At 49.1% G+C, this 13,155-nt stretch carries 12 protein-coding genes; 9 read left to right on the top strand and 3 right to left on the bottom strand.

What is annotated here, in order from left to right; genetic code table 11:
• Positions 1–77: 77 nt before the first annotated feature.
• From ubiE to WJT86_RS01325, 9 genes are all read left to right on the top strand, one after another.
• The gene (ubiE, locus tag WJT86_RS01285) at positions 78–824 is read left to right on the top strand and encodes a bifunctional demethylmenaquinone methyltransferase/2-methoxy-6-polyprenyl-1,4-benzoquinol methylase UbiE (protein ID WP_346335684.1); all 747 of its coding nucleotides are present in this window, start codon (positions 78–80) and stop codon (positions 822–824) included.
• A gap of 1 nt (position 825) precedes the next feature.
• Positions 826–2,376 carry a 2-polyprenylphenol 6-hydroxylase gene (ubiB, locus tag WJT86_RS01290; RefSeq protein WP_346335685.1) on the top strand — a complete coding sequence of 517 codons (1,551 nt, stop codon included), beginning with the start codon at positions 826–828 and terminating at the stop codon, positions 2,374–2,376.
• 13 nt (positions 2,377–2,389) lie between these two features.
• Positions 2,390–3,640, top strand: coding sequence for a bifunctional phosphopantothenoylcysteine decarboxylase/phosphopantothenate--cysteine ligase CoaBC (gene coaBC / locus WJT86_RS01295; protein WP_346335686.1), 1,251 nt, complete (start codon positions 2,390–2,392; stop codon positions 3,638–3,640).
• Complete coding sequence (gene dut / locus WJT86_RS01300; RefSeq protein WP_346335687.1) at positions 3,637–4,107, top strand: dUTP diphosphatase; 471 nt, start codon at positions 3,637–3,639, stop codon at positions 4,105–4,107. Before coaBC ends, dut begins: the two co-directional genes overlap by 4 nt.
• 31 nt (positions 4,108–4,138) lie before the next feature.
• A complete protein-coding gene (locus tag WJT86_RS01305) occupies positions 4,139–4,585 on the top strand; it encodes an RrF2 family transcriptional regulator (protein WP_346335688.1) in 447 nt (148 codons plus the stop codon).
• A 258-nt stretch (positions 4,586–4,843) separates the two neighbouring features.
• Positions 4,844–5,827: a cysteine synthase A gene (gene cysK, locus WJT86_RS01310; RefSeq protein ID WP_346335689.1), complete on the top strand. Its 984-nt coding sequence runs from the start codon at positions 4,844–4,846 to the stop codon at positions 5,825–5,827.
• A gap of 196 nt (positions 5,828–6,023) precedes the next feature.
• Positions 6,024–6,734: a pirin family protein gene (locus WJT86_RS01315; RefSeq protein ID WP_346335690.1), complete on the top strand. Its 711-nt coding sequence runs from the start codon at positions 6,024–6,026 to the stop codon at positions 6,732–6,734.
• 357 nt (positions 6,735–7,091) lie between these two features.
• The gene (locus tag WJT86_RS01320) at positions 7,092–8,465 is read left to right on the top strand and encodes an amidohydrolase (RefSeq protein ID WP_346335691.1); all 1,374 of its coding nucleotides are present in this window, start codon (positions 7,092–7,094) and stop codon (positions 8,463–8,465) included.
• Between the two features lie 76 nt (positions 8,466–8,541).
• Positions 8,542–8,985, top strand: coding sequence for a GNAT family N-acetyltransferase (locus WJT86_RS01325; protein ID WP_346335692.1), 444 nt, complete (start codon positions 8,542–8,544; stop codon positions 8,983–8,985).
• A 40-nt stretch (positions 8,986–9,025) separates the two neighbouring features.
• On the opposite strand, the gene typA is transcribed toward WJT86_RS01325, so the two are convergent.
• From typA to WJT86_RS01340, 3 genes are all read right to left on the bottom strand, one after another.
• On the bottom strand, positions 9,026–10,834 hold the full coding sequence (gene typA / locus WJT86_RS01330; protein ID WP_346335693.1) for a translational GTPase TypA: 1,809 nt from the start codon (positions 10,832–10,834) through the stop codon (positions 9,026–9,028).
• Between the two features lie 307 nt (positions 10,835–11,141).
• Positions 11,142–11,711: a biotin transporter BioY gene (locus WJT86_RS01335; RefSeq protein WP_346335694.1), complete on the bottom strand. Its 570-nt coding sequence runs from the start codon at positions 11,709–11,711 to the stop codon at positions 11,142–11,144.
• 53 nt (positions 11,712–11,764) lie between these two features.
• On the bottom strand, positions 11,765–13,000 hold the full coding sequence (locus WJT86_RS01340; protein WP_346335695.1) for an argininosuccinate synthase: 1,236 nt from the start codon (positions 12,998–13,000) through the stop codon (positions 11,765–11,767).
• Positions 13,001–13,155 lie beyond the last annotated feature (155 nt).

The raw sequence follows: 13,155 nt of genomic DNA on the forward strand, positions 1-13,155 counted from the left end.
CAGAATAATGATATCTGATTGCAGGTTGCCGTTTGATTGAGCATTTCATGTCAGGCAAAATTTGAAGGCAGGACATCATGGGTGAAAATACGCATTTCGGGTTTGAAACAGTTCCTCTGGAAGAAAAACAGGGACGGGTAAACCACGTTTTTCATTCTGTCGCCCGTCGTTATGATATCATGAATGACCTGATGTCCGGTGGTCTTCACCGCATCTGGAAAGACACATTTATTACTAATTTGCGTGTTCCCAAAAACGGGCCTTTCCGTTTGCTCGACGTTGCAGGTGGTACAGGGGATATTGCCTTCCGTGCCCTTGCATCGGGTGGCGAGAATACGCGGGTGACTGTTCTTGATATCAATAGCGGCATGCTTGAAGTCGGGCGTGAGCGTGCAGGTGACCGTTATGGTGACCGTATTGATTTCGTAGAGGCCAATGCTGAAGAGCTTCCCCTGCCGGATGAAAGCTATGATGCCTATACGATTGCTTTCGGTATCCGTAATGTTCCCCGGATTGATAAGGCGTTGGCTGAGGCTTACCGCGTGCTCAAGCCCGGTGGACGGTTCATGTGTCTTGAGTTTTCAAAGGTTGATATGCCTCTGATTGACAAGATTTATGATCTTTATTCTTTCAATGTCATTCCCCAAATCGGGAAAGTCGTAACTGGTGATGCGGATTCCTATCAGTATCTCGTTGAATCAATTCGCAAATTTCCGGCACCTTCCGTATTTGCACGGATGATTGAGGATGCAGGCTTCAAGCGGGTAACGCATAAGCCGCAGACCATGGGTGTCGTAAATATTCATTCGGGCTGGAAAATCTGACGTGCTGAGCGGTTTCTTTCAATTTTTACAGCTTATCCGGATTGGCTTTGTGCTGGCGCGAGAGGGTGCGTTTTCTCTCGTTGACCCTGCGCCCCTGCCGCCATCTGCCCGGATGGTCTTAAAGGTATGTCGTATTGTTGAGCGTCGCAGAACCCGCGACGGTGCGGCTGGTCTTGCGGCTGCGATGGCACGCCTTGGCCCAAGTTATGTGAAATTTGGCCAGTTTCTTGCAACGCGGCCTGATATTGTCGGTACAGCGGCTGCCAGAAATCTGGAAAGTCTTCAGGATCAGATGGCCCCTTTCCCAAGGGCGCGGGCGGTCAAGATCATTGAAGAAAACCTTGGACGGCCAATTGATGAGCTTTTTGCTTCATTCAGTGAACCTGTTGCCGCTGCATCCATAGCTCAGGTTCATAAAGCTGTTATTCGTTCAGCTGATGGTTCGGAAGAAACCGTTGCTGTTAAGGTTATCCGCCCGAATGTTCGTGATCGTTTCGCCCGTGATCTGCAATCCATGCGCTATGCTGCGGGGTTGATGGAGCGCTTCCTGCCTGATGGGCAACGGTTGAAACCTCGTGAGGTTGTTGAAACACTGGCGCGTTCCGTCACTCTTGAAATGGATCTGCGGCTCGAAGCGGCAGCGATTTCAGAGCTGGTTGAAAATACCAAAGATGATCAGGATTTCCGTATTCCTGATTTGTACTGGACGTACACGGATCGTGATATCCTGACCATTGAATGGATTGATGCAATCCGGCTGAATGATCTGGATGCGATTGATCGGGCTGGGATTGATCGTCCGACACTCGCAAAAACAGTATTACAGGCATTTCTGAAACACGCGATCCGCGATGGCTTCTTCCATGCGGATATGCATCCCGGCAACCTGTTTGTAGATCATCAGAGTCGTCTGGTTGCTGTTGATTTTGGTATTATGGGGCGTCTCAGTTTTGCTCAAAGGCGCTTCCTTGCCGAGATTCTACTTGGCTTCATCAATCGGGATTACCATCGCGTTGCTGAAGTTCACTTTGCAGCGGGCTATGTCCCATCAAGCCATTCGATTGATGATTTTGCACAGGCCATTCGTGCTGTTGGGGAGCCAATTCATGATCGCCGGGCCAATGAAATTTCAATGGCCCGGTTGCTGACGCTGCTGTTCGAAATTACAGCTCTTTTCGATATGGCAACGCGTCCCGAGCTTGTTATGCTCCAAAAAACCATGGTTGTGGTTGAGGGCGTTGCACGCATGCTGGACCCCAAGCTCGATATGTGGACAACGGCAGATCCTGTTGTCCGGACATGGATTGAGCGAAATCTCGGCCCTGTTGGCCAGCTTGAAGAGGCGGGACGTAACCTGCATGCGCTGGTTGATATGGTGCGCGATCTTCCCAATATTGCCAAGCGGGCTGATAACATTCTCGGAAAGCTTGAAAAAGCAATTGAAACGGATGAATTTTGTCAGAGACAGTCTGCCCGTAAAAGAGGGACAGGCTTATGGGCCACACTCGCGCTCTGGGTCATCGCTGTGGCGATGATACTGATTGTTGTTTGAGAGGTAGATTGTGATGTCTTCAGACTTGCATTCTCTTGATGGTCGCAAGGTTCTCCTGATTATGGGGGGCGGAATTGCTGCTTATAAATCGCTTGATCTCATTCGGCGCCTGAAAGAGCGTGGAGCGTTTGTGCGCTGTCTTATGACTGAAGGTGCCCAGCAATTCGTAACGCCACTTTCAGCAGCAGCCCTTTCGGGACAGCCTGTTCATACTGACCTGTTTGATCGTAATACCGAAGCTGAAATTGGTCATATTCAGCTGGCAAGAGAGCCGGATATTGTCATTGTTGCCCCGGCAACGGCCAATCTTCTGGCCCGGATGGCCGGCGGATTTGCAAGTGATCTGGCGTCTGCCGTTTTACTGGCAACGGATAAGCCGGTTCTCCTTGCGCCGGCCATGAACCCAAAGATGTGGGAGAATCCGGCAACACAGCGTAATCTCGCAACATTGCAGCGCGATGGCCTTCATACTGTCGGTCCGAATAATGGCCTGATGGCTGAGGCTGAAAGTGGCAATGGCCGTATGTCCGAACCGCTTGAAATTGTCGATGCAGTTATCGGTATTGTGAAAACACAGGGGAAGACCGAAAGACCGCAGCTGCTGATAGGCCGCCGGATTGTTGTAACGTCTGGCCCAACCCATGAGCCAATTGATCCGGTTCGCTATATCGCAAACCGGTCTTCCGGAAAACAGGGCCATGCCATTGCGAAAGCTGCTGCTGCCGCAGGTGCTGATGTGACCCTGGTGACGGGGCCGGTTAATCTGCCTGACCCGGCTGGTGTGACGACAATACATGTTGAGACAGCGGACCAGATGCTGGCGGCTGTTGAAGCTGCGTTACCATCAGATATCGGCGTTTTTGCCGCTGCTGTTGCAGATTGGCGAACTGCGAAGGCAGGCGATCAGAAACTGAAAAAGGATGGCAAAGCCATACCTCCTTTAGCTTTAGTCGAGAATCCCGACATTCTGGCAACTATTTCAAAATCCAAGGCCATGCGACCGCAGCTTGTGGTTGGTTTTGCTGCTGAAACACAGAATGTCATTGAAAATGCCAAGGCGAAGTTGCAGCGCAAAGGCTGCGATTTGATAGTGGCTAATGATGTCTCTCTTGATAACGGTATCGGTGTTATGGGGGGAGATGCAAACCGGGTTCACCTGATCAGTGCAGATGGCACAGTATCGTGGCCTACTTTAAGTAAGGATGATGTTGCGGAACGTCTGGTTGCGCATCTTGCAGCAATTTTATCTACGGAAACACAATGAGCAGTCAGTCTTTTCAGGAACTTCAAATACGGGTTGTCCGGTTGCCACATGCGGAAGGGTTAGAACTGCCGCGGCGTGAGACGGAACATGCTGCTGGTCTTGATTTGGTTGCGGCAAACCCGGAAGCTGAGCCGCTGGTTTTAAAGCCCAGAGCACGTGCGCTTGTGCCAACGGGCCTTGTTATGGAAATTCCACCAGGGTTTGAGGGGCAGGTACGTCCACGCTCGGGTCTTGCATTCAAGCATGGCATAACGGTTGCCAATGCACCGGGAACTATTGATGCAGACTATCGTGGGGAAGTAAAAGTCCTGCTTATTAATCTGGGCGAAGAAGATTTTGTTGTGACACGCGGGATGCGTGTTGCTCAGCTTTTGATTGCGCCTGTTTCATTTGTTTCTTTAGTCCCTGTTGAAACGGTCGAAACAACCTCACGTGGTGCAGGTGGTTTTGGTTCAACTGGTTTGTGATCATTTGTTTTAATTAAGAAAGTCTAAGATCATGATGTTACTGTCACGTCGTTCGCTTCTTGCTGTTGCGGCTGTCGTTGATATTGCCCTGCATGCCCGCCCGACACCTGTATCGGCAAAGAGTTTAGCTGCCCGTCATGATCTGCCGCCACGACATCTTGAAACCATGTTACAGGCTCTTGTACATGCTGGGCTGCTCAAGGGTGTACGTGGGCCACGTGGTGGGTATGAGCTTGCTCGTGAGCGCCGCAAGATTACAGCCGGTGATATTGTGCGTGCGGCTATGAAGGCAATCAATGATGATGAGCCAGAACCACAGTCCCGTCTTGTTGAAGTGGTCATTGGGCCACTGGTGCGTGATGGCACAGAGCAATTCCTGAAGGTAATGGATGCGGTGACCGTGGAAGAGCTCTGCAATAATGCGGAAGCCAAAAAGGTTTTCTCTTCCGAGAATGAACCGCTTGATTTTACAATCTGATAATACACTGAAAACAAACAATTAATTTTACTTTCCCTATTTATCATTTCGAAAGTGATAGATAGGGAAGAAAGTCCATATTTAACAAAATAAAAAGTTATTTAAATTTAATTCGACATATCATCGTGATTTATGTAATAACAGAGAAGAAATTTGTATTTTCTTTGGAACCTAACAGCCAAGGTTAGAATTATTGAGGGGTACACGGCCCTTTAAATTCGGGTTAGGTTCAAGAAGCTCTGTTTGGGAGATGATATGATGGCTCAGGATATTAAGGCACAGCCTACCAAGATTACGACGGAAGGCCGTGGCAAGGTTTATGATTCAATTACTGAGACACTTGGCAACACGCCGCTTGTCCGTCTCAATCGACTGGCAAAGGAAAATGGCCTCAAGGCCAATATTCTTGCAAAACTCGAATTCTTCAACCCACTTGCCAGCGTCAAAGACCGCATTGGTATCAATCTGGTTGATGCATTGGAAAGTCAGGGTATTTTAAAGGCTGGCGGTACACTTATTGAGCCAACATCCGGGAATACCGGTATTGCTCTGGCTTTTGTGGCTGCTGCTCGTGGTTATCGCCTGATCCTGACGATGCCAGAGACCATGTCGATCGAACGTCGCCGCTTGCTGGCTTTCCTTGGTGCAGAGCTTGTTCTGACATCCGGTGATCTTGGCATGAAGGGTGCGATTGCCAAAGCTGAAGAGCTGAAAGAAACCATTCCTGGTGCAATCATTCCTCAGCAGTTTGAGAACCCGAATAACCCAGCCATTCATCGTGCAACAACAGCACAGGAAATCTGGAACGATACACACGGTAAGGTTGATTACTTTATCGCTGGTGTTGGTACAGGCGGTACTGTCACAGGTGTTGGGCAGGTTCTTAAAGAGAAGAACGCGGCTGTAAAAGTCATTGCTGTTGAGCCTGAGGATTCCCCTGTTCTGTCTGGCGGTCAGCCTGGAAAACATAAAATTCAGGGTATCGGTGCAGGCTTCGTACCGGGTGTTCTTGATCGTTCAGTTATTGATGAAGTCATTACAGTTGGTAACCAGACAGCGATTGATAGTGCACGTCTTCTTGCCCGTCATGAAGGTATTCCGGTTGGTATTTCTGCAGGTGCCGCCATTGCGGCAGCTTTTGAGGTTGCTGCCCGTCCGGAGGCTGAGGGTAAGAATATCGTTGTGATTATTCCTGACTTCGCCGAGCGTTATCTTTCAACGGCCTTGTTTGAGGGTATCTGATAAAGTGTTTGAGAGGGCCCGAAAGGGCCCTTTTCTTTTTGAGTGCACCTTTCAAAATTGCAAAGTCTACTTTGCAGAATTCTCTCTTCAACTTAACTGCTGAAATCCCATATCAGGATACGAACGTCAGCGGTGAATTGTTTCACCGTTCCTCTCCAGTCTGATGTCAGATGTGAGAGAAGTGGGAGATAAGAAGATGATGATTTTAAGACCTGCCAATGAACGCGGACATGCAAACCATGGCTGGCTGAATTCCTGGCACAGTTTTTCTTTTGCCGGCTACTACGATGAAAACCATATGCACTGGGGCCCACTGCGGGTGATCAATGATGACCGGGTTGCAGCCGGCCGTGGGTTTGGCACCCATCCGCACAAGAATATGGAGATTATCAGCTATGTACTTGATGGCTCGCTGAGCCATAAGGACTCGCTGGGCAATACCTCAACAATCGTTCCCGGTGAAGTGCAGCGTATGAGTGCGGGCTCCGGTGTGATGCACTCCGAGTTCAACCATGAGCAGAACGGCGAAACCCATTTTCTGCAAATCTGGATTATTCCGGATCGTGTTGATCTGCCGCCATCTTACGAGCAGACAGCTTTCACGGAGGCTGAGAAGCGCGGAAAGCTACGTCTTGTGGCAAGCCCGAATGGTCAGGATGGTTCTGTTACCATTCATCAGGATGCGAAGCTTTATGCCGGCCTGTTTGATGGCAGTGAGACAGCATCTCATAGCTTTGCTTCCGGGCGCCTTGGTTATCTGCATGTGGCTACAGGCTCTGTGGAAGTGAATGGCAAGAAACTGCAGGCAGGTGATGCCCTGCTGTTTAAAGATGATCCATCACTTGAAATCAAGAATGGCCAGCAGGCTGAAGTTCTGCTCTTTGATATGGCAGATGTACAGTTCTGATACTCCATTGTGCCGGTCTTAAAAGGCCGGCACAAACTTATGAACGGCGCCCCTTATTATTGAGGCAGGTTCAACAATATCTTTCTCTTCCAACAATCCTGCTTAGTAATTCAGATAATGGCTGTGCTTTTCTGAAAACCCCATTAGCCTGACATTCCGTATACTTTTTAAATGCCTGTTCCATCGCTCAGGTTTAATGGGGGACGTCACTCTCAAGGTTCGAAGTTTTTAGTTTGCCGTGAAATTCCTCCCCCCGTTTAACACGATATGTCCTTACCCCGGTCAGTTTCGTCTCCGGAGGGACATTATGTCGGAAACCTGCGGGTTTCTTCCAGAGGTTAACTAAGGAGATTTTTAATGTCACAAAATTCAGACCGGCATGCAGGAACAAGGCGTGATATTCTTCTTGGGGCGGGTGTGCTGGCAACAGCCGGTAGTTTATCGAGTACGAGTGCTTTGGCAGCATCTACTTCTGAGAAAAAGGATAGCAGGATGACATCTGTTCCATCTGAGAAAACATACTGGCTGACCAATGTCCGGCTAGAAGATGGCTTTGAAAAGAATGCTGAAGGTAATGTTGTCGGTACAAAAGCCAGAACCGTCAGTCTTCTGATTGAGAATGGCAAGATTACAAAAATCGAGAGTAATGCTCCTGCAACAGGCGCAGTGCCAGCTTATGATATGGGTGGCCTGCTTGCTTTGCCATCTTTCTCGGATATGCATATCCATCTTGATAAGGGCTATTATGGTGGTCCCTGGCACGCGGCAACGCCTTTTGTAAGTGTTGCCAACCATATCAAGGAAGAACAGGGCTTTCTGAAATCATTCCTGCCGGAAACACCACAGCGGGCCAAAGCCCTGCTTGAGCTGATTACCAGTAATGGCGTTACCTTTGCCAGAGTACATTGTAATGTTGATCCGGTGATTGAATTGCAGAACAAGGATAAGGTTCTGGAAGCTCTCGCTGAATACAAGGACAAGATCGGTTATCAGCTTGTTGCCTTTCCTCAACATGGTCTTCTGCGTGATAAGGAGACAGCGGGTCTGATGGATAAGGCCATGTCCAATGGTTTTGATATCGTGGGTGGGCTTGATCCGGCGACAATTGATCATGATATCGAGCGCTCCCTGAATACAACGGTTGAGCTGGCGGTAAAGCATGATGCACCGATTGATATTCACCTGCATGATGGAGGGACACTTGGCCTGTTTACCATCAAGCGTCTGGCTGATCTTGCAGAGCAGGCAAAATGGCATGGCAAGGTAACGGTTAGCCATGCCTATTGTCTGGGACAGGCTTCAGCAGGCGAACTGGCAGATCTTGGAGCCCAGATGAAGTCCGTCGGTATGACAATCATTTCATCTGCGCCCATCGATACGACAATGCCACCATTGGGTGAGCTGACAAAGATGGGTGTTACGGTTCATCTTGGAACCGATAACATTAATGATCACTGGTCATCTTACAACTCAGGCCTGATTGTTGATCGTGCGAACCGTGCAGGTGAAATTATTGGTTTTGAAGGTGATCATGGCATCAGCCGCCTGCTCAAATACTTCACACAGGGTAAGGAAACCCTGACCGATGATGGAACGGTTGCATGGCCAAAGGCAGATGATGTGGCAGATATTACCTTTGTTGATGCATCCTGCTCGGCCGAATTTATTGCTCGTCGTAAACCGACAAAAGCCGTGATCAGAAATGGTAAGGCAGGCTTCTGGTCTGTGTAACCTGCAGCAATTGTAATCACTGACAGATGTAAAAGGCGTTTCTTATGAAACGCCTTTTGCTTTATGAGATGAGGCTATGACTTACAAAATTAAATCTCTGAACCAGATTGATGAGCCGACAGCCAAAGAGCTTCTGGATATCTGGGAGCGCTCTGTACGGGCAACACATGATTTTCTGACCGAACAGGATATCCGGTCCATTCATCCGCTTGTTGTTGAAGGGCTGCACCATGTTACCCTTTTGGGATGTTATGAAAATAACAGCCTCAGAGCCTTTGCCGGTATTTCAGCTGACAAGCTTGAGATGCTGTTTGTGGATCCGGATTACCTTGGACGTGGGTTAGGGCGCGCATTGGTGACTTATATGAAAGCAAACCATGGCGTCAGATATGTTGATGTAAATGAACAGAATGCATCAGCTTTAAGGTTTTATGAGCGTATGGGATTTATCATTTTTGATCGCTCGGAGCTTGATGGACAGGGAAATCCATTTCCCATTCTGCATATGAAATTACAGTAGATGAAAAAAAGAAGGGGTGCCAATGGCACCCCTTTTATTATCAACGTGCGCGCTTACGGGCGATCGGATCAAGGATCGCTTTACGCAGACGGATGGATTTTGGCGTTACTTCGACCAGCTCGTCATCCTGAATCCATGACAGAGCACGCTCAAGTGTCATCAGAACAGGCGGTGTAAGGCGAACGGCTTCATCCTTGGATGTCGTACGGATGTTGGTGAGCTTCTTGCCTTTGAGAACGTTCACTTCAAGATCATTCTCGCGGTTATGTTCACCAACGATCATGCCCTGATAAACGCGTGCGCCTGGCTCAATCATCATCGGGCCGCGATCTTCTAGATTCCACATGGCGTAAGCAACAGCTTCACCGATGTCGTTGGAGATCATGACACCATTGCGACGACCTGGAATATCACCCTTATATGGTGCGTATTCGTGGAACAGACGGTTCATGATGGCGGTACCGCGTGTATCGGTCATCAGTTCGCTCTGGTAGCCGATGAGGCCGCGTGTTGGTGCATAGAACACCAGACGCTGACGGTTACCACCAGATGGGCGCATTTCAACCATTTCAGCGCGGCGTTCAGACATCTTCTGAACGACAACACCGGAATGCTCCTCATCAACGTCGATGACGACTTCTTCGATTGGCTCAAGTGTCTCACCTGTGGCTTCATCCTTGCGGTAAACAACGCGCGGACGTGAAACAGCCAGTTCGAAACCTTCACGGCGCATGGTTTCAATTAGAATAGCAAGCTGCAATTCACCACGGCCAGAAACAAGGAATGAATCCTTATCAGTAGATTCTTCAATCTTCAGAGTGACGTTGCCTTCTGCTTCCTTATGCAGGCGGTCGCGGATCATTCGGCTTGTAACCTTGTCGCCTTCGGTTCCGGCAATCGGGGAATCGTTGACGATGAAGGACATCGAAACGGTTGGCGGGTCAATTGGCTGGGCCTTCAGCGCTTCTGTCACTTCGAGAGCGGCGAATGTATCGGCGACGGTACCCTTTGAAAGGCCAGCAATAGCAACGATATCGCCTGCTTCACCAACTTCGATTGGCTGACGTTCGATGCCACGGAAAGCGAGGATCTTTGAAACACGGCCCTGTTCAAGAACGTTGTTCTCGTGATCCAGAACCTTGATGCTCTGATTCGGACGAACGGTTCCTGAGAAAATACGGCCCGTGATGATACGGCCTAGGAATGGATTGGCTTCAAGGATTGTGCCGAGCATACGGAATGGTGCTTCTGCATCAATCTTTGGAGCAGGAACATGACGCAGAACCAGATCAAACAAAGGCTCCATGCCCTGATCCTGAGGACCTTCCGGGCTTTCTGCCATCCAGCCGCTACGGCCTGAACCGTAAAGGATCGGGAAGTCGAGCTGCTCATCAGTTGCGTCAAGAGCTGCAAAAAGATCGAAGACTTCGTTGATGACTTCCTGAGGGCGGGCATCAGAACGATCGACCTTGTTGATGGCAACGATTGGGCGAAGACCCATCTTCAAAGCTTTTGACACGACGAATTTTGTCTGTGGCATTGGGCCTTCAGCGGCATCAACGAGAACGATAGCACCATCAACCATATTGAGAATACGTTCAACTTCGCCGCCAAAGTCAGCGTGGCCGGGGGTATCAACGATATTGATGCGTGTATCTTTCCAGACAACAGAAGTGGCTTTTGCCAGAATGGTAATGCCACGTTCCTTTTCAATATCGCCGGAGTCCATGACGCGCTCTGCAACGCGCTGGTTATCTCGGAATGCGCCTGACTGCTGAAGGAGTTTATCGACGAGGGTTGTTTTGCCATGGTCGACGTGGGCGATAATGGCGATATTACGCAGTTGCATATATTTTATATCCGGTTGTTGATCTAACGTACTGAAAGATCTCTTTTAGCGATTGACGGCATTGCCAGTTTTTCAATCTGGCGTATCCATACGTCATAACAGTCCCGCCGCTGCACCAATCGTCACGCGAGGGCATTTTCAAAAAAGCGGTAACCGGCATTTCAAAAAATGCGACGAGATAGCCCTTAGATACAACTCAGGGCCTTAAACCTGAGCCACCATTTCGTCGAAGGCGCGACCGTTTGTACGAAACGGGCGATGAAATATGACGTTTCGATACTACGACTTGCAAAAAACGGCAAGAATTTTATGTGAGAGTGATGTCTGTTCCTTTTTTTTCTATACCATTTCTACGATCAATATATCGCGCGAATATCTGAAAAAAAGCAGCAGCGGCGGCAGATTTAATAATTGCGCCAATAAGAAATGGTACGACGCCGCTCATGATGGCTTTGGTAAAACCAATTTTCATACCAAGCCAGCCAGCCCCGACAAAAAGACAGATGGCGTTGCCAATGAGCATGATAAAGAAAAGGTTCAGGAACTTCTGTCGGTTTTGAGAACTGGTCAGGCCAGTGAATGCTGCTGCCAGTGGAAATGCGAACAGATAACCTGCGGTCGGCCCCATGAATTTCTCAAGTCCGGTTACACCTCCTGACAGAACAGGAATACCGCAGGCGGCAAGTGCGAGCCAGATGATAATAGTCAGGGTACCCAGACGCCAGCCAAGGATAGCTCCGGTTAAAGTTACAGCAAGGGTTTGCAGCGTGATTGGAACCGGGCCTACAGGCAGGGCTATGCGTGAGGCGATGGATAAAACCGCTATGCTGACGATAATTGCCAGAGGGCGCATATACATGGAGTGAAGAATGATCATGGCTTCGGTTTTCTGGCCTGAAATAAAAAGCGGCCCCGAAGGGCCGCTATGCTTTATTTAATTCCAAGCTTCTTCTTACGCTGCGCAAGCGTACGCAGGCGCAAGGCATTAAGCTTGATGAAGCCCATGGCGTCATGGTGGTCATAGGCAACCTTACCCTCTTCAAAAGTGACCAGTTCCTGATCATAGAGGGTATATGGGCTGCTACGGCCAATGATGTGGATGCCGCCCTTATAGAGTTTCAGGGTTACTTCACCGGTGACGAATTCCTGAGACTTGTCGATCATCATCTGAAGCATTTCGCGTTCAGGGGCGAACCAGAAGCCATTATAGATGAGTTCAGCATATTTTGGCATCAGCTCATCCTTGAGATGAGCTACGCCCCGATCAAGGGTGATGGATTCGATTGCACGGTGAGCCGGAAGCAGAATGGTGCCACCCGGTGTTTCATACATGCCGCGGCTCTTCATACCGACGAAACGGTTTTCAACCAGATCAAGACGACCAATACCATTGGCACGACCAAGTTCATTAAGCTTCGCAAGTAGGGCAGCAGGGCCCATTTTGACGCCATCGATGGCAACCGGATCACCCTTTTCAAAGGCGATGCGAATAACGGTTGGCTTATCTGGCGCTTCTTCAGGTGAAAGCGTACGTGAGAAGACATAATCCGGTACTTCTTCAGCCGGGTCTTCCAGAACCTTACCTTCTGATGAGGAGTGCAGCAGGTTGGCATCAACCGAGAATGGCGCATCACCACGCTTGTCTTTTGCAATCGGAATCTGGTTCTGTTCAGCAAACTCAATGAGCTTTGTACGGGAGAGGAGATCCCATTCACGCCATGGAGCAATAACTGTGACATCCGGCTTGAGGGCATAATAGGCAAGCTCAAAGCGAACCTGATCGTTACCCTTGCCGGTTGCGCCATGGGCAACAGCATCAGCACCAAGCTTTTCAGCAATTTCAATCTGCTTCTTGGCAATCAGCGGACGGGCGATGGAGGTTCCAAGCAGATACTGTCCTTCATAAACAGCATTGGCACGAAACATCGGGAAGACATAATCGCGGACAAATTCGTCACGTAAATCTTCAACGAAGATATGTTCACGCTTAATGCCAAGAAGTTCGGCTTTTTTGCGTGCCGGTTCAAGCTCTTCACCCTGGCCAAGGTCAGCAGTGAAGGTAATGACTTCACAACCATAGGTTGTCTGCAGCCACTTGAGGATAATGGAGGTATCAAGTCCGCCTGAATAGGCAAGAACAACCTTTTTAACACGCTTGTCAGCCATCGTTCTCTCTCAAATTCTGTATCTTACATTAAATGAAGCCTGCGCCTCAGGTGTAAGGTTTAACGTTATCCACCTGATAACTTGTCCCTCAGGCTCTAACTTATTTTGATCTGAAGCGCCACTATGTTTTCAGGGAATGGCATATGAGATGACTT

Source organism: Hohaiivirga grylli (assembly GCF_039655745.1).
GTDB lineage: Bacteria > Pseudomonadota > Alphaproteobacteria > Rhizobiales > Beijerinckiaceae > Hohaiivirga > Hohaiivirga grylli.

What these genes read in the sequence shown, in the direction of transcription:
- ubiE (WP_346335684.1), top strand. Translation starts at nt 78, where the DNA reads ATGGGTGAAAATACGCATTTCGGGTTTGAAACAGTTCCTCTGGAAGAA.
- coaBC (WP_346335686.1), top strand. Translation starts at nt 2,390, where the DNA reads ATGTCTTCAGACTTGCATTCTCTTGATGGTCGCAAGGTTCTCCTGATT.
- dut (WP_346335687.1), top strand. Translation starts at nt 3,637, where the DNA reads ATGAGCAGTCAGTCTTTTCAGGAACTTCAAATACGGGTTGTCCGGTTG.
- WJT86_RS01305 (WP_346335688.1), top strand. Translation starts at nt 4,139, where the DNA reads ATGATGTTACTGTCACGTCGTTCGCTTCTTGCTGTTGCGGCTGTCGTT.
- cysK (WP_346335689.1), top strand. Translation starts at nt 4,844, where the DNA reads ATGGCTCAGGATATTAAGGCACAGCCTACCAAGATTACGACGGAAGGC.
- WJT86_RS01315 (WP_346335690.1), top strand. Translation starts at nt 6,024, where the DNA reads ATGATGATTTTAAGACCTGCCAATGAACGCGGACATGCAAACCATGGC.
- WJT86_RS01320 (WP_346335691.1), top strand. Translation starts at nt 7,092, where the DNA reads ATGTCACAAAATTCAGACCGGCATGCAGGAACAAGGCGTGATATTCTT.
- WJT86_RS01325 (WP_346335692.1), top strand. Translation starts at nt 8,542, where the DNA reads ATGACTTACAAAATTAAATCTCTGAACCAGATTGATGAGCCGACAGCC.
- typA (WP_346335693.1), bottom strand. Translation starts at nt 10,834, where the DNA reads ATGCAACTGCGTAATATCGCCATTATCGCCCACGTCGACCATGGCAAA.
- WJT86_RS01335 (WP_346335694.1), bottom strand. Translation starts at nt 11,711, where the DNA reads ATGATCATTCTTCACTCCATGTATATGCGCCCTCTGGCAATTATCGTC.
- WJT86_RS01340 (WP_346335695.1), bottom strand. Translation starts at nt 13,000, where the DNA reads ATGGCTGACAAGCGTGTTAAAAAGGTTGTTCTTGCCTATTCAGGCGGA.